General features: G+C 58.8%; 12 protein-coding genes. 8 read left to right on the forward strand and 4 right to left on the reverse strand.

What is annotated here, in order from left to right; all coding sequences use genetic code 11:
• Positions 1 to 72: 72 nt before the first annotated feature.
• From KO536_RS05040 to KO536_RS05055, 4 genes are read left to right on the forward strand one after another with little or no spacing between them, the layout of a single operon-like run.
• A complete protein-coding gene (locus KO536_RS05040; protein ID WP_257622804.1) occupies positions 73 to 1,398 on the forward strand; it encodes an MdtA/MuxA family multidrug efflux RND transporter periplasmic adaptor subunit in 1,326 nt (441 codons plus the stop codon).
• Positions 1,395 to 4,496 carry an MdtB/MuxB family multidrug efflux RND transporter permease subunit gene (locus tag KO536_RS05045; protein ID WP_133078249.1) on the forward strand — a complete coding sequence of 1,034 codons (3,102 nt, stop codon included), beginning with the start codon at positions 1,395 to 1,397 and terminating at the stop codon, positions 4,494 to 4,496. The genes KO536_RS05040 and KO536_RS05045 overlap by 4 nt, the downstream gene beginning before the upstream one ends.
• Positions 4,493 to 7,600 carry an efflux RND transporter permease subunit gene (locus KO536_RS05050; RefSeq protein WP_219261308.1) on the forward strand — a complete coding sequence of 1,036 codons (3,108 nt, stop codon included), beginning with the start codon at positions 4,493 to 4,495 and terminating at the stop codon, positions 7,598 to 7,600. Before KO536_RS05045 ends, KO536_RS05050 begins: the two co-directional genes overlap by 4 nt.
• Positions 7,597 to 9,039, forward strand: coding sequence for an efflux transporter outer membrane subunit (locus tag KO536_RS05055; RefSeq protein WP_219261309.1), 1,443 nt, complete (start codon positions 7,597 to 7,599; stop codon positions 9,037 to 9,039). Before KO536_RS05050 ends, KO536_RS05055 begins: the two co-directional genes overlap by 4 nt.
• 124 nt (positions 9,040 to 9,163) lie before the next feature.
• Here KO536_RS05055 and KO536_RS05060 read toward each other — a convergent pair whose 3' ends face one another.
• The 3 genes from KO536_RS05060 to KO536_RS05070 all read right to left on the reverse strand — a co-directional run bounded on the left by KO536_RS05060 (position 9,164) and on the right by KO536_RS05070 (position 11,523).
• Entirely contained in the window at positions 9,164 to 10,240 is a 1,077-nt protein-coding gene (locus KO536_RS05060; RefSeq protein WP_133078252.1) for a GGDEF domain-containing protein, read from the reverse strand.
• A gap of 142 nt (positions 10,241 to 10,382) precedes the next feature.
• On the reverse strand, positions 10,383 to 11,099 hold the full coding sequence (locus tag KO536_RS05065) for an HPP family protein (protein ID WP_133078253.1): 717 nt from the start codon (positions 11,097 to 11,099) through the stop codon (positions 10,383 to 10,385).
• A 172-nt stretch (positions 11,100 to 11,271) separates the two neighbouring features.
• A complete protein-coding gene (locus KO536_RS05070) occupies positions 11,272 to 11,523 on the reverse strand; it encodes a hypothetical protein (protein WP_133078254.1) in 252 nt (83 codons plus the stop codon).
• 410 nt (positions 11,524 to 11,933) lie between these two features.
• Here KO536_RS05070 and KO536_RS05075 point away from each other — a divergent pair, with 410 nt between their 5' ends.
• The 4 genes from KO536_RS05075 (at position 11,934) to KO536_RS05090 (ending at position 15,078) form a co-directional block, all read left to right on the forward strand.
• Positions 11,934 to 12,464: a nuclear transport factor 2 family protein gene (locus KO536_RS05075; protein WP_219261310.1), complete on the forward strand. Its 531-nt coding sequence runs from the start codon at positions 11,934 to 11,936 to the stop codon at positions 12,462 to 12,464.
• Positions 12,465 to 12,793: 329 nt separating this feature from the next.
• A complete protein-coding gene (locus tag KO536_RS05080) occupies positions 12,794 to 13,198 on the forward strand; it encodes a TraR/DksA family transcriptional regulator (protein WP_016780464.1) in 405 nt (134 codons plus the stop codon).
• Between the two features lie 195 nt (positions 13,199 to 13,393).
• Positions 13,394 to 14,728 carry a phospholipase effector Tle1 domain-containing protein gene (locus tag KO536_RS05085; RefSeq protein ID WP_219261311.1) on the forward strand — a complete coding sequence of 445 codons (1,335 nt, stop codon included), beginning with the start codon at positions 13,394 to 13,396 and terminating at the stop codon, positions 14,726 to 14,728.
• A gap of 131 nt (positions 14,729 to 14,859) precedes the next feature.
• Positions 14,860 to 15,078, forward strand: coding sequence for a hypothetical protein (locus tag KO536_RS05090; RefSeq protein WP_133078257.1), 219 nt, complete (start codon positions 14,860 to 14,862; stop codon positions 15,076 to 15,078).
• 22 nt (positions 15,079 to 15,100) lie between these two features.
• Here the strand turns inward: KO536_RS05090 and KO536_RS05095 are convergent, their stop codons facing one another.
• Positions 15,101 to 15,331 (reverse strand): hypothetical protein, encoded by a 231-nt coding sequence (locus tag KO536_RS05095; RefSeq protein WP_133078258.1) that lies wholly within the window; start codon positions 15,329 to 15,331, stop codon positions 15,101 to 15,103.
• Between the last annotated feature and the right edge of the window lie 51 nt (positions 15,332 to 15,382).

Raw genomic sequence — 15,382 nt, forward strand, 5'->3', positions numbered from 1 at the left:
CCGGTAAAGAGCCTTTTCATAACGCCCCGCACTGCTTATCGTTCGTGCTCCTGTAAATTATCGCTCGCGCTAATGGTTGATCACTCCATGCAATCCTCTGTTTCCCACAAATCCCGTTTCTGGCTGTTTGGCCTGCTGGTCTTGCTGATAGTCCTTGGCCTGTGCTGGTGGCTTTGGCCATCTGCCCCGAAAAAGGCCGCGACCGATCAGCCCGCCGGGCACACCAGCCGCTCGGGGATGATGCGTCCCGGATTTGGCGGGTCTACTCAGCCCGTTCCGGTGCGGGTGTCGGAAGTAGTACAGGGCAATTTCCCGGTGTACTTCAAGGCCCTGGGTACTGTGACGGCACTCAACACGATCAACGTGCGCAGCCGGGTGGCGGGGGAGCTGGTCAAGATCTATTTCAAGGAAGGTCAGATGGTCAAGGCGGGTGAACTGCTGGCCGAAATCGACCCGCGCAGCTATCAGAATGCGCTGCTGCAAGCCGAAGGCACGCTGCTGCAGAACCAGGCTCAACTGAAAAACGCCCAGGTTGATGTGCAGCGTTATCGTGGCCTGTATGCCGAAGACAGCATCGCCAAGCAGACCCTGGATACAGCCGAAGCACTGGTCAGCCAATATCAGGGCACGGTCAAGACCAATCAGGCAGCCGTCAATGATGCCAAGCTGAATCTGGACTTCACCAAGATCCGTGCACCGATCAGTGGCCGTGTGGGCTTGCGTCAACTGGATGTCGGCAATCTGGTCGCAGCCAACGACACCACGGCGCTGGTTGTGATCACCCAGACCGAGCCGATCGTGGTCGCCTTCACTTTGCCCGAGACCAATCTGGCGCTGGTGCTTGAACGTTATCGCAGTGGCGCAAAAATGCCGGTGCAGGCCTGGAACCGGGGTGACACTAAAGAGCTGGCAGTGGGTGTGTTGAGCAGCATCGATAACCAGATTGATATCACCACCGGTACCCTGAAATTCAAGGCGCTGTTCGAGAACCGCGATCAGGTGCTGTTCCCCAACCAGTTCGTCAATGTCCGCCTGCTGGCCGACACCCTTCAAAACGTGGTGCTGGCGCCGACAGCGGCCATTCAGTTCGGCACCAACGGCTCGTTCGTGTATGCAATGGACGGCGACAACAAGGTCAAGATCCGCACCATTAAAGTGGGTGCCACCGACGGCGACGTGACGGTGATCGAAGACGGCCTGGCCCCAGGTGATCGTGTGGTGCTCGAAGGCACCGACCGTCTGCGCGACGGTGGTGCAGTCGAAGTGGTCAATGACAGTGCTGAAGTGCCAACAACGGCTGCAGGGCAACTGCTGGATGGCGGCCCTGACACCGATACAGCTCCGGCCCCGGCCCCGGCCCCGGCCCCTGACAAAGCCAAGACCAAGGCCCGCGAATGAATCTGTCGCGACTGTTTATCCTGCGCCCGGTCGCAACCACGCTGTGCATGCTGGCCATCGTGTTGTCCGGGATCATCGCCTATCGATTGTTGCCGGTGTCGGCCTTGCCTCAGGTCGACTACCCGACTATCCGCGTGATGACGCTGTATCCCGGGGCCAGCCCGGATGTCATGACCAGTGCCGTGACGGCGCCGCTTGAGCGTCAGTTCGGGCAAATGCCGGGCCTGACGCAAATGGCCTCCACCAGTTCCGGTGGCGCATCGGTGCTGACGTTGCGCTTTAACCTCGACATCAATATGGATGTCGCCGAGCAACAGGTGCAGGCCGCGATCAACGCCGCCAGCAACCTGCTGCCCAAGGATTTGCCGGCACCGCCGGTGTACAACAAGGTCAACCCTGCGGATACCCCGGTGCTGACCCTGGCGATCAGTTCCAAAACCATGCCGCTGCCCAAGCTCAATGACCTGGTCGATACGCGCATGGCGCAAAAAATTGCCCAGATCAGCGGCGTGGGCATGGTCAGCATTGCCGGCGGTCAACGCCAGGCCGTGCGGATCAAGGTCAACCCCGAAGCGCTGGCTGCCAATGGCCTGAACCTGTCGGATGTGCGCACCCTGATCGGGGCGTCCAACGTCAACCAGCCCAAGGGTAACTTTGACGGCCCGACCCGGGTATCGATGCTGGACGCCAATGACCAGTTGAAAACCCCTGAGGAATACGCCGAACTGATCCTGGCGTACAACAACGGCGCGCCACTGCGACTCAAGGACGTGGCTGAAATTGTCGATGGCGCCGAAAACGAGCGTCTTGCCGCCTGGGCCAACGAAAACCAGGCTGTGCTGCTGAACATCCAGCGCCAGCCCGGTGCCAACGTGATTGAGGTGGTCGACCGGATCAAGGCGCTGCTGCCGAGCATCACCGACAACCTGCCAGCCGGTATCGACGTTACGGTGCTGACCGACCGCACCCAAACCATCCGCGCCTCGGTGCGCGATGTGCAATACGAATTGCTGATCGCCATCGCGCTGGTGGTGATGGTGACATTCCTGTTTCTGCGTCGCGCCAGCGCCACCATCATTCCATCGATTGCCGTACCGCTCTCGCTGGTCGGCACTTTTGGCGTGATGTACCTGGCGGGGTTCTCGATCAACAACCTGACGCTGATGGCCCTGACCATCGCCACCGGCTTTGTGGTGGATGACGCCATCGTCATGCTCGAAAACATTTCGCGCTATATCGAAGAAGGCGACAGCCCGATGCAGGCCTCGCTCAAGGGCGCCAAGCAAATCGGCTTTACCCTGATCTCGCTGACCCTGTCGCTGATTGCGGTACTGATTCCGCTGCTGTTCATGGCCGACGTGGTGGGGCGTTTGTTCCGCGAGTTTGCGATCACCCTGGCGGTGGCGATCCTGATCTCGCTGGTGGTCTCGCTGACCCTGACGCCCATGATGTGCGCACGCTTGCTCAAGGCAGAACCCAAGCCGCAAGAGCAGGGGCGCTTCTACCGTGCCAGCGGCGCGGTGATTGACTGGATGATTGCCGAATACGGGCGCATGTTGCAGTGGGTGCTCAAGCACCAGCCGCTGACCCTGCTGGTCGCTATCGGCACCCTGGCGTTGACCGTGTTCTTGTACATGGTGGTGCCCAAGGGCTTCTTCCCGGTGCAGGATACCGGGGTGATCCAGGGCATTTCAGAGGCGCCGCAGTCGATTTCGTTCAGCGCCATGAGCCAGCGTCAGCAGGAGCTGGGCCAGATCATTCTGCAAGACCCGGATGTTGAAAGCCTGTCGTCGTACATCGGGGTGGACGGGGATAACCCGACGCTCAACAGCGGGCGCATGCTGATCAACCTCAAGCCACACAGCGAGCGTAGCGACAGTGCTTCCCAGGTGATCGCGCGCCTGCAACCGCAACTCGACAAGCTGGCGGGCATTCGCCTGTTTATGCAGCCGGTGCAGGACTTGACCATCGAGGACCGTGTGAGCCGCACCCAGTACCAGTTCAGCCTGTCTTCACCGGATGCCGAGTTGCTCAGCACCTGGAGCCAGAAGCTGGTCACGGCGCTGTCCAATCAACCCGAGTTGGCCGATGTGGCCAGCGATCTGCAGGACAAGGGTTTGCAGGTGTATCTGGTGATTGACCGCGATGCGGCCTCGCGCCTTGGGGTGTCGGTAGCCAATATCACGGACGCGCTGTACGACGCCTTTGGCCAGCGCCAGATCTCCACCATCTACACCCAGGCCAGCCAGTACCGCGTGGTGCTGCAGGCCAAGGATGGCGAGAAAATAGGCCCGCAAGCACTGGACCAGATCCATGTCAAAACCACCGACGGCGGCCAGGTACGGCTGTCGAGCCTGGCCAGGGTCGAAGAGCGTCAGGCGCAACTGGCGATCTCCCATATTGGCCAGTTCCCTTCGGTCATGGTCTCCTTCAACCTGGCCCCCGGGGTTGCTCTGGGCCAGGCCGTCGAGCTGATCGATCAAGTGCAAAAAGACATCGGCATGCCGTTGGGGGTCAAGACCGAGTTCCAGGGCGCTGCACAGGCGTTCCAGGCATCGCTGTCGAGCACCTTGCTGCTGATTCTGGCGGCGGTGGTCACGATGTACATCGTGCTGGGCGTGCTCTACGAGAGCTACATCCACCCGATCACCATCCTGTCGACCCTGCCTTCGGCGGCGGTGGGTGCCTTGCTGGCACTGATTCTCAGCGGCAATGACCTGGGGATGATTGCGATTATCGGCATCATCCTGCTGATCGGTATCGTGAAGAAGAACGCGATCATGATGATCGACTTCGCCCTCGATGCCGAACGTAACCAGGGCATGGCCCCCGAGCAGGCGATTTATCAAGCCGCGTTGTTGCGTTTCCGGCCGATTTTGATGACCACCCTGGCGGCCTTGTTTGGTGCCATACCGCTGATGCTGGCCACCGGTTCCGGGGCTGAATTGCGCCAGCCCCTGGGCCTGGTGATGGTCGGCGGTTTGCTGGTGAGCCAGGTGCTGACCCTGTTCACCACCCCCGTGATCTACCTGTACTTCGATCGACTGGGTCGTCGCTGGCGCGGTGATGCTGTCCAGACCGGGCAGGCGTCGGTATGAACCTGTCCGGTCCGTTCATCAAGCGCCCGGTAGCCACCATGCTCCTGAGCCTGGCAATCATGTTGCTGGGCGGCGTGAGTTTTGGTTTGTTGCCGGTGTCGCCGCTGCCCCAAATGGACTTCCCGGTCATCGTGGTCTCGGCCAACTTGCCGGGGGCCAGCCCCGAGGTCATGGCGTCTACCGTGGCCACGCCGCTGGAGCGATCCTTCGGCGCGATCGCCGGGATCAACACCATGAGCAGCAACTCCAGCCAGGGCTCGACCCGGGTGATTTTGCAGTTCGATCAGGACCGCGACATCAACGGCGCAGCACGGGAAGTGCAAGCGGCAATCAACGCTTCGCGCAACCTGCTGCCCAGTGGCATGAAAAGCATGCCGACCTACAAAAAGATCAACCCGTCACAAGCGCCGATCATGGTGTTGTCGCTGACTTCCGAGGTGCTCTCCAAGGGCCAGCTGTACGACCTGGCCTCCACCATCCTCTCCCAAAGCCTGTCCCAGGTGCCGGGTGTGGGCGAAGTGCAGATTGGCGGCAGTTCGTTGCCTGCGGTGCGTATCGAGTTGGAGCCGCAACTGCTCAACCAGTACGGTGTTTCCCTGGATGACGTGCGCAGCACCATTGCCAATGCCAACGTGCGTCGCCCCAAGGGCGCGGTGTCCGACGGTGATCGCAACTGGCAGATCCAGGCCAACGACCAGCTGGAAAAAGCCAAGGACTACGAGCCGCTGATCATCCGTTACCAGGATGGCGCAGCCCTGCGACTGAGCCACGTGGCCAAGGTCAAGGACAGTGTCGAAGACCGCTACAACAGTGGCTTTTTCAATAACGATGCAGCGGTGCTGCTCGTGGTCAACCGTCAGGCCGGGGCCAACATCATCGAGACCGTGAACGCGATCAAGGCCCAGTTGCCGGCCCTGCAGGCGGTGCTGCCGGCCAGTGTCCAGCTGAACCTGGCGATGGACCGTTCGCCCGTGATCAAGGCCACCTTGCATGAAGCCGAAATGACCCTGCTGATTGCCGTGGCACTGGTGATTCTGGTGGTGTTCCTGTTCCTCGGCAATTTCCGTGCGTCGCTGATTCCGACGCTGGCGGTACCGGTTTCATTGGTGGGCACCTTCGCGATCATGTACCTGTACGGGTTCTCGCTGAACAACCTGTCGCTGATGGCCCTGATTCTGGCCACCGGGCTGGTGGTGGATGACGCCATCGTGGTGCTGGAGAACATCTCGCGCCACATCGATGCCGGTATTGCTCCCATGAAAGCCGCGTACCTGGGGGCCAAGGAAGTCGGATTCACCTTGCTCTCGATGAACGTGTCGCTGGTAGCGGTGTTCCTGTCGATCTTGTTCATGGGAGGGATTGTCGAAAGCCTGTTCCGCGAGTTTTCCATCACCCTGGCAGCGTCCATTGTAGTGTCGCTGGTGGTGTCGTTGACCCTGACGCCGATGCTGTGTGCACGTTGGCTCAAGCCCCATGTGCCGGGCACTGAAAACGCCATGCAGCGCTGGAGCATCCGCCTCAACGAGCGCATGGTCAGTGGCTATGCCCGCAGCCTGGACTGGGTGTTGCGCCACAAGCGCCTGACGCTGTTCAGCCTGCTGGTGACCATTGGCGTCAACGTTGCACTGTATGTGGTGGTACCGAAAACCTTCATGCCGCAACAGGACACCGGGCAACTGATCGGTTTTGTTCGCGGTGACGACGGCCTGTCGTTCAGCGTGATGCAGCCGAAGATGGAAATCTTCCGCAAGGCGGTGCTGGCCGACCCTGCGGTCGAGAGCGTCGCGGGTTTTATTGGCGGTAACGGCGGTACCAACAATGCGTTCATGATCGTGCGCCTCAAGCCGATTTCAGAGCGCAAGGTGTCTGCACAAAAGGTCATCGAGCGCTTGCGCGAAAACATGCCCAAAGTCCCCGGTGGCCGCCTGATGCTGATGGCCGACCAGGACCTGCAGTTTGGCGGCGGGCGTGATCAGACCAGCTCGCAATACTCGTACATCCTGCAAAGTGGCGACCTCGGCCAATTGCGCACCTGGTATCCGAAAGTGGTGGCCGCGCTCAAGGCGCTGCCGGAACTGACGGCCATCGATGCCCGCGAAGGTCGCGGCGCACAACAGGTGACGCTGGTGGTTGACCGCGACCAGGCCAAACGCCTGGGGGTGGACATGGACATGGTCACGGCCGTGCTCAACAACGCCTACAGCCAGCGGCAGATTTCCACCATCTATGACAGCCTGAACCAGTATCAGGTGGTGATGGAGGTCAATCCCAAATACGCCCAGGACCCTGAAACCCTGAATCAGGTGCAGGTAATTACCGCCGAGGGTCAGCGCATCCCGCTGTCGACCATTGCCCATTACGAGAACAGCCTGCAGAACGACCGGGTCTCCCACGAAGGCCAGTTCGCTTCGGAGACCATTGCGTTTGACATGGCACCCGGGGTCTCGCTGGAGCAGGGCACTGCGGCCATTGAACGGGCTATCGCAAAACTCGGCTTGCCCGAGGAAGTGATCGTGAAAATGGCCGGTACGGGAGATGCCTTTGCCGCCACACAAAAAAGCCAGCCGTTCATGATTCTGGGTGCGTTGGTGGCGGTGTATCTGGTGCTGGGGATTCTCTATGAGAGTTACATCCACCCGCTGACCATTCTGTCGACCTTGCCGTCGGCCGGTGTCGGCGCGCTGCTGAGTATCTACCTCACGGGCGGCGAATTCAGCCTGATCTCGCTGCTCGGTTTGTTCTTGCTGATCGGTGTGGTGAAGAAAAACGCGATCTTGATGATCGATCTTGCGCTGCAACTGGAGCGGCACTCGGGCCTTGCGCCGCAGGAGTCGATCCGCAGTGCGTGCCTGCAACGTTTAAGGCCGATTTTGATGACCACCCTGGCGGCCATTCTCGGCGCCTTGCCGTTGATGCTGAGCACCGCTGAAGGTGCAGAAATGCGCCAGCCCCTGGGCCTGACCATTATCGGCGGGCTGATTTTCAGCCAGATCCTGACCCTTTACACCACCCCGGTGGTTTACCTCTATCTCGACCGTCTGCGCCATCGTTTCAACAAGTGGCGTGGCGTGCGCACTGATGCTGCTCTGGAAACTCCGCTATGACCTCTCGTTTGTTTCTCCTTGCCCCGGCATTGTCCGTTGCGCTGCTCAGTGCCTGTGCAATCGGCCCGGACTACCAGCGCCCGCAAACCTCAGCGCCCCTTGAGTACAAAGAGGCCGCCGGCTGGACTCAGGCCAACCCGAGCGATTCATTGGCCCGTGGTGCCTGGTGGGAGTTGTACGGTGATCAGCAGCTCAACGGGCTGGTTGAAAAACTCAACAGTTCCAACCAGACCATTGCGCAGTCCGAAGCCCAGTTCCGTCAGGCCCAGGCATTGGTGCGCAGCGCGCGCGGGGCCTTTTTGCCCAGCGCCGACTTGAGCGTGGGCAAAACCCGCTCCAGCCAGGGCACCGGTAGCTCCAACTCAAGCCTGACCAGTTCCAGCAGCGGTATTCGTGACACCTTGAATGCCCAGGTCGGGGTGAGTTGGGAGGCTGATGTGTGGGGCAAACTGCGTCGCGGCCTGGAAGCCAACGAGGCCAGTGCCGAAGCCAGCCTGGCCGATCTGGCCGCCATGCGCCTGAGCCAGCAATCGGAACTGGTGCAGAACTACCTGCAGCTACGGGTTATCGATGAGCAAAAGCGCTTGCTGGAAGCCACGGTCGAGGCGTATCAGCGTTCGCTGAAAATGAGCGAAAACCAGTACCGTGCGGGGATTTCCGGCAAGGATGCGGTGGCTCAGGCGCAAACCCAGTTGCGCAATACACAGGCCAGTCTGATCGACTTGATCTGGCAGCGCGCACAGTTTGAAAACGCGATCGCGGTACTCACCGGGCAGGCTCCAGCGGGGTTCAACCTGGCTGAAATGACAGACGTGCCCAAGCTGCCGCAGATCCCGGTCAGCCTGCCTTCACAACTGCTGGAAAGACGTCCTGATATCGCCTCGGCGGAGCGTTCGGTTATCGCTGCCAATGCCAATATCGGCGTCGCCAAAGCGGCTTACTACCCGGACTTCAGCCTGAGCCTGTCGGGCGGTTACAGCAGCAGCCAGTATCAGGACTGGATCAGCGTGCCGAACCGTTTCTGGTCGGTGGGGCCGAAAATTTCCCTGCCGCTGTTTGATGGCGGCCAGCGATCGGCAGAAGTGGACCGTAACGAAGCCGTCTACGACCAGACCGTGGCCAAGTACCGCCAGACCGTGCTCGACGGTTTACGGGAAGTGGAAAACTACATGGTGCAGTTGAAGGTGCTGGGGGATGAGTCTGTGGTGCAGGAACAGGCACTGGAATCGGCCCGCGAATCGCTGCGCTTGACCAGCAACCAGTACAAGGCGGGCCTGATTGCTTATCTGGACGTGGTCTCGGTACAAACCACCGCCCTGAGCACCGAGCGCAGCGTGCTCAACCTGCTGCAAAGCCGACTGATTGCCAGCGTGCAGTTGATCGCGGCGTTGGGTGGCGGTTGGGATGGAAGCACTGACCTGAGTGCTCAGGAACAATAAAATCTGCCTCGATGGCGCTCACCAAACCTGATGGTTGCAGCGCCTTTGTGGGAGCGGGCTTGCTCGCGATGGAAGCACTGCGGTCGTTCGAATACACCTCGGCACCTGTATCGCGAGTCGGTCTCTACTGATAAACACTGAACCGGTCCTTGCCGCTGTGCTTGGATGCGTACAACGCCTTGTCTGCATTGGCCAGGGCCTGGTTCAGGGTGTCGTCATCGCCCACCCGGGCCAGGCCGATGCTGACAGTCACCGGGTGCGAATGGGGGGCTTCACGCACCTGTCGGCACAACGTATCCATCAGCGTCTCGGCGTCGCTGCGACGTACACCGGCCAGGTACACGGCAAACTCTTCTCCGCCCAGTCGCGCGTATTCATGGTCGGCCATCACTCCCTTGATGATGTCGGCAGTACGCTTGAGCACTTCATCGCCAATATCATGGCCAAACTGGTCGTTGACCTTCTTGAAGTTATCGATATCGATCATCGCGAGATAGTGGTCGTGTTCCCGGGGCAGGGCCTGTAACTCATGGCCTGCCTGGAGCATGAAGGAGCGCCGGTTGGGAATCTCGGTCAGGGCATCCAGATAAGCCTGGGCCACCAGCAATTTGGACATTGTGTAGTTGTGCAGTTTGACCCGGCGTAGTTTGAAAAAGCTGTAGATCGTCAGGCTGCACAAAAAGGCGAAGTAGCACAGGATCAAGAGGCCGCGCAGATCCATGATCGACGCCTGGGTCATCAGGAAAGGGTTGAGCATCACGCAGTTGATGGCCGCAACGCTGAGAAAGGCCCAGCGGCTCAGGGGCAAAACCGATGCGCTGTAAAGAATGCTGGAACTGGCAAGTGCCAGCCAGATGGGCTGTGTCTCTGCAGGCAGGCCAAAGATGATCAGGCGCAGGCCGAGCGTGATGAACAGGACGAAAATCAGGTTGAGTACGTCGAAGTGCCGGTAGTTGTGAATAAAGCCAAGAATGACAGTCAGCCCCACCATGACGCTGATAAACAGCAGGGAAAGGCCGGTAAAACCCTGGCCGCCCTTGGTGCTGACAATAAGGTTGAACAGCAACCAGATCGCAATGCTCGTGATGTAGGTCAGGCGGCAAAAGTTGCGCAGTTTTTCGAAATCGTGTTGGGCAAATTCGGCTTGCAAGGCAGGGGGGGCAGCTTGTTTCGAAATCGCTGATTCAATGGTTTTGAGCATCGCGCGCCTTGATCACTGTCGGATGACGGTATCCGGGGGGATCAAGTGTTCCACAATTTTCTCCCCGGAGTTGCCCGGATAACCCTAGCAGGAGTTGGCGGCTTATCGAAACCGGGCAAGCCAATAGTGCCCGGTATCCGCATCAGCCCTCGTGGGCGAAGACTTCGCCGATGCTGCGACGGCGCGCATGTTGTTCGCTGGCCCTGATCAGCTCTTCAAGATCTTCTGGGGTGACGTCGATGAACGCGTCCATTTGCTGCAATGCATGTTGCAAGTCCTGGGCGGTAATGCCCGGGTCAACGGGGGCCTGATCAGCAATCACCAGCGGGTTCGCCTCGGCCGATTTTTTTGGGTAACGCACACGGGTCAGATTGTTGTAGGCCAGCGCCGCAATCAGCATGCTCACTGCGCTGAGCATCACCGGGGCGAGCATGCCCCACCCCAGGCTGGCACTGTCCGGGTCAGCCAGCACCACCAGTAACGCCAGCGCACCGGCAGGCGGGTGCAGGCAGCGCAGCAGGCACATGCACAGCATGGCGATGCCGACGGCGAGGCAGGCGCTGTCCAGGCCGCGCCCAAAAAAGTACACCACTCCCAGAGACACCACCGTTGCACACAGGTAGCCGCCGACAATCGACCAGGGTTGTGCCAGCGCACCTGAAGACACGGCAAACAGCAAAATGGCCGAAGCACCCAGCGGGCCAATCAAATGCATGGCCACGGGCAGACCAAAGAACAGGCTGCACACCCAGACGCTGAACAGCGTGCCAAGGGATACGCCTACGGCTGCGCGGCTCCATTCAGTGGGACGGGTGTTCGTAGCCGCAGGCAATAGGCGGCTGATCCAGCGGTTTTGCATGGTCAGGACAATCCGGTGTTGTGGAGCGGGGAGGTAAAAAAAGGGCCTGACGGGATTACCGGCAAGCCCTTGAAATGTCCCTTCATTTGGGGGAGGAACGGGTGCAGTCTGCCCCGTTATGGGGCAGTCCGCAAATGCATAATAATGCTTGTTAAGTGCATTATTTTTGATGTTAGCCGCGATTATCAGCGGCAAGCTTGCCCAGAACGCGCTCATACACCTCGTTGTTCAATAGACGCTGCTCTATAAAGGTGCGTGCGGCAGGGCTCTTGGCCAGCGGACCTTTTAGAACAATCAATGCATCCCGCAGTTTCAGCAGCTTGCACAGTGTCAGCACGCACGTGTCGTCTGCGCATCCTTGCGCCTGGGAACACAGGTCCTGCTCGGGGCAGTGGTCAGCATTGGCAAGCAAGGATTCATTCATCACGTTGTGCTCCATATAGGCAGGGTATGGATGGACGCATAGAGGGTATTGTCGCCAATGCCATGTATCAGGATACAAGCAGTGACATAACGCTTGTTTACTCAGCTGGCGATCTAGGATTAGCGGCAATGATTGTAAAGTTTCAAAACTGCGGGGTGTTGTAAGGTAATGCGTAGCTAAGAGATAAGGTTTACGGAGAAAACTGTAGGATTGTTCGATGTGGTCGGTGAGGTATGAGGGATCGTGAAATCACTCATGAATATGAGCTCAGTCGCGCTTTTACTGATGTGGTTTCATGCTGAAGCTGGCATCAGTAGTTAAAAGTAGAAATACTTTATGCGAGCGTTGTCAGCCCCTGCTCAAGATGACTTTGCGTGCCCATCAAACCCGACTTCCAGGACGCATCCCTAATGCCGAACATCGCTGATTCGATTGAAAAGTACATTTTTGCCAAGGATTCAAACCGTCCTGACCTTTTGCGCCAAGCCTTCACTGCAGATGCAACCCTTGAAATGGTTGTACGCACCGGTGTCATTTCATTTCCCCCTCAGGTCAGCGGTCGAGCAGGTATCGCCGATGTGCTGGTGCGCCGCTTTGGCCAGAGTTATGAAAACGTCTATACATTTTGTCTGGGTGAGCCACCCAAGGCAGGCGCCAATACCCATGCCTGCAAATGGCTGGTGGGAATGTCTGTCAAAGAGACTCGCGAATTACGCATAGGTTGCGGCGAATATCACTGGCGATTTGCGCCGCAGTCGGGACTGGCAGAGCATCTGTGCATCACGATCGAGCACATGCAGGTTTGTCCGTCGCAATTCCTTGAACCTGTAATGAATTGGCTGCAGAGTCTGGATTACCCGTGGTGCCTGCCTGGCGAGATGATTGAGAGGGCGCCACAGCTCAGCAACATTGCCCCTGTCATTGAGTATCTTCAAACCTGAGCCTTGGCTCGCGGCCTGTAATTACAGATCCATGCGCACACCACGTCTTAGCACGTGATGTGTGCATTTTCAGCCTGGCCATTGAATTTCTTGCTATAAACGCACTCCATTAGCCCCCGGCGAACACGTTTTTCAGCGATTTTCAGGTTTTGCTGGACAATAGGTGCTTTTTCGGTTGCTGAGTCGATAAGTCGGCCTTAGACTGCCGCCCCTCGTAAATTGAGTGCCGGGTGGCGCTTGAAATAGATGGCACCTAACGGGTTGGGATCAAAATCGGTCAGAACGCTCCCTAATTAGCCTTAATGCACGTATTTTTTATAGAGAAATCAATGACAAAGGATAAGTTGCTGGCCATGCCGGCGGATGACTACATGAATGCCGAGCAACATGCTTTTTTCAGCGAGCTGTTGCAAAACATGAAGGTTGAAACCCACGAGCGTATCGAGCAGAACCGCATCGCGATCGAGAGCCTGGACACTCCGGCCGACCCTGCAGACGCCGCTTCGGTTGAAGAAGAGCGCACCTGGCTGGTGAACGCAATCGACCGTGACCAGCGCATGCTGCCTCAGCTTGAGCAAGCACTTGAGCGTATCAAGGACGACAGCTTCGGCTGGTGTGATGACAGTGGCGATGCAATCGGCCTCAAGCGCCTGCTGATCAGCCCTACCACCAAGTACTGCATCGAAGCTCAAGAGCGTCACGAGCAAATCGACAAGCATCAGCGTCAGGCCTAAGCGCCTGTCCTTGCCGGAACCGCGCCATGCGGTTTCGGTAGCTTGGGCTCTGCAGTCGTTCCCATTGCAAGCCTCTCCCCCGCAGCAATTCCCGCTAAAATTTTAAATAGACGTTTGGCTGAGTGTCCTGGTGATGTCCCTTTATATTCGGCACGGCGTTTTTGCGCGAAGCTGAATTAATCGAGGGTCAGAGTCATGAGTCGCTCAAGCAATACGGAGCGTGTATTGCGTGTCGGTATCTTTTTCGATGGCACAGCCAATAACCAGTTCAACCTTCTGCTGGGCCAGGAGCGTCAGGCCCAGGGCCTGAAGGTCGATCCCGCCAGCAGTTATGCCGGCACCCCGACCAATATCGCCCGTCTGCACCGCCATTACCCTGTGCAAACGACGTTCAGCGATGCGCGAGCGCAGACATCGCTTTACGTCAGCGGAATTGGCACCACCACCGCTGCGGCGGATACCGCGTTTCCGGGCCTGAGCTATGGCCGTGGCCGCACCGGTGTGCTGGGCAAGGCCGATGAGGCCCAGGCGCTGCTGAGCCAATGTCTGGGGCGATTTGTCCGGCTTGCTCCCCCCAACACCCTGGGTCGTTTGCAGCTGGATATCTTTGGCTTCAGTCGGGGCGCGGCAGCAGCCCGGCACTTCGCCAACCAAGTGCGCACCCTCCCTTTTAAAAAACAGTTTGCCCTGGCGCCCGACTTCACATGCTCCATTGAGTTTATTGGTTTGTTCGATACCGTCGCGGCGATGGGCGGGTTGGAGGACCTGGGTGATGTGGGGGATGAGATCAACCCGGGGCTCAATCTGTATCTGGGGCCTGACTGTGCGCAACAAGTGGTGCAGTTGTGCGCCCGGGATGAATACCGGCGCAATTTTTCCCTGACCCGCATTGCGCCGCAATGGCCGCTGGATATTTTTCTGCCGGGTGCCCATGCCGATCTGGGGGGTGGTTATCCGGTCGAGATGCAAGAGCAGGTGCAGTTGACGCGCTGGCAAAGCAATCTGGTCAGCCCGTCCACACCCGTCAGGCTGACCCGGGCCTGGAAGCTGACTCAAGCGCAATGGCTGGACTGGCAGGAGAAGGACTTGATTGATCCGCTGGCGCCGGACGATTTTTTGCAGGTGCGCACTGAAGAACGCAAGGCCGGCAGTCGTCAGGACCCGATGAAGAGGGTCCAGGCCGCTGTCTTTATGCAACGCCGCCTGTACGGCCAGCTTTCACGCCTGTACTTACGCATGATGCACAGGCTGGCGTGTGAGCACGGGGTGCCCTTTGCTGCCCTGAGCGACGCACAGGACGCCTTGCCTGACGAACTGATCCCCATTGCTACAAGGCTGGAGGGTCAGGTGCCGAAAAATGCGATCAAGCTGACTAATGCCCAGGAGCGTTTACTGCGCCAGCGCTACGTGCATCATTCGGCCAACTGGAATGCCAATGTGGGTGAGGGGCTCGGGGTGCTGGACAAGGGATTCTTCAACATACCGCAAGAGGGTGGGCGCTCTGTGTTCGACCAGAAGGCACCGGTCTGAGCGTGAGGAACACGGATATTGTTACAGCTGGTGCAATGGAGCTATGCAGGGCATGGCTTTTTCCAGCGAGGGTTACTCTTTAAGATGGCTGACATCGTTAGGTGACTAACTAAATAGGTGGAGTAACCATCATGTCTAACCGGGTTGATGTCGCCGTGATGATTGGCAGCGGTGTACCCGAAGGGTTGCGGGCCACGGGGCAGAAGGCTTGCTGGGTTGTGCTGGTCAATGGTGAGCAGCGGGGTACGGCGTTCTCGAGCCGCCTGGAAGCGGAGGAGTGTCGCTCTGCCTGGATGGCGCAGTTGAGCGCCACCCAATGGGCAGCGCACGGTCGGGCTCAGCGCGCTTGATTCGGGTCTTCCGGGTTGGGGGCTAGGCGTTGAGGGCGCCTGCGTCCACCGCCTGTTTTAATTCAAGTGCCGAGCTCTTGGCTGCAATTTCTGCCTGCTCGGCGGTCTTGAACCAGCGGTCTTTCTCGACCTGATGGTAAGTCACCGTTTTTAGCGGTGGCTTGGCCCGCATGACAATCACTGCCTGAAACTCACCGTCGACTTCTTTGGACTCGCCGCGGATAAAAAATTCGCCAATATCAAATTCCGTCACGTGTCACTTTCCCTTCGAGGTAATGGAGCCCAGACAACCCGGCGGCATGGG

It is taken from the genome of Pseudomonas sp. NKUCC02_KPG (assembly GCF_019345465.1).
Classification (GTDB): domain Bacteria; phylum Pseudomonadota; class Gammaproteobacteria; order Pseudomonadales; family Pseudomonadaceae; genus Aquipseudomonas.

Coding starts and splice junctions, on each gene's coding strand:
- KO536_RS05070 (WP_133078254.1), bottom strand. CDS start 11,523: ATGAATGAATCCTTGCTTGCCAATGCTGACCACTGCCCCGAGCAGGAC.
- KO536_RS05065 (WP_133078253.1), bottom strand. CDS start 11,099: ATGCAAAACCGCTGGATCAGCCGCCTATTGCCTGCGGCTACGAACACC.
- KO536_RS05080 (WP_016780464.1), top strand. CDS start 12,794: ATGACAAAGGATAAGTTGCTGGCCATGCCGGCGGATGACTACATGAAT.
- KO536_RS05075 (WP_219261310.1), top strand. CDS start 11,934: ATGCCGAACATCGCTGATTCGATTGAAAAGTACATTTTTGCCAAGGAT.
- KO536_RS05085 (WP_219261311.1), top strand. CDS start 13,394: ATGAGTCGCTCAAGCAATACGGAGCGTGTATTGCGTGTCGGTATCTTT.
- KO536_RS05050 (WP_219261308.1), top strand. CDS start 4,493: ATGAACCTGTCCGGTCCGTTCATCAAGCGCCCGGTAGCCACCATGCTC.
- KO536_RS05060 (WP_133078252.1), bottom strand. CDS start 10,240: ATGCTCAAAACCATTGAATCAGCGATTTCGAAACAAGCTGCCCCCCCT.
- KO536_RS05090 (WP_133078257.1), top strand. CDS start 14,860: ATGTCTAACCGGGTTGATGTCGCCGTGATGATTGGCAGCGGTGTACCC.
- KO536_RS05045 (WP_133078249.1), top strand. CDS start 1,395: ATGAATCTGTCGCGACTGTTTATCCTGCGCCCGGTCGCAACCACGCTG.
- KO536_RS05055 (WP_219261309.1), top strand. CDS start 7,597: ATGACCTCTCGTTTGTTTCTCCTTGCCCCGGCATTGTCCGTTGCGCTG.
- KO536_RS05040 (WP_257622804.1), top strand. CDS start 73: ATGGTTGATCACTCCATGCAATCCTCTGTTTCCCACAAATCCCGTTTC.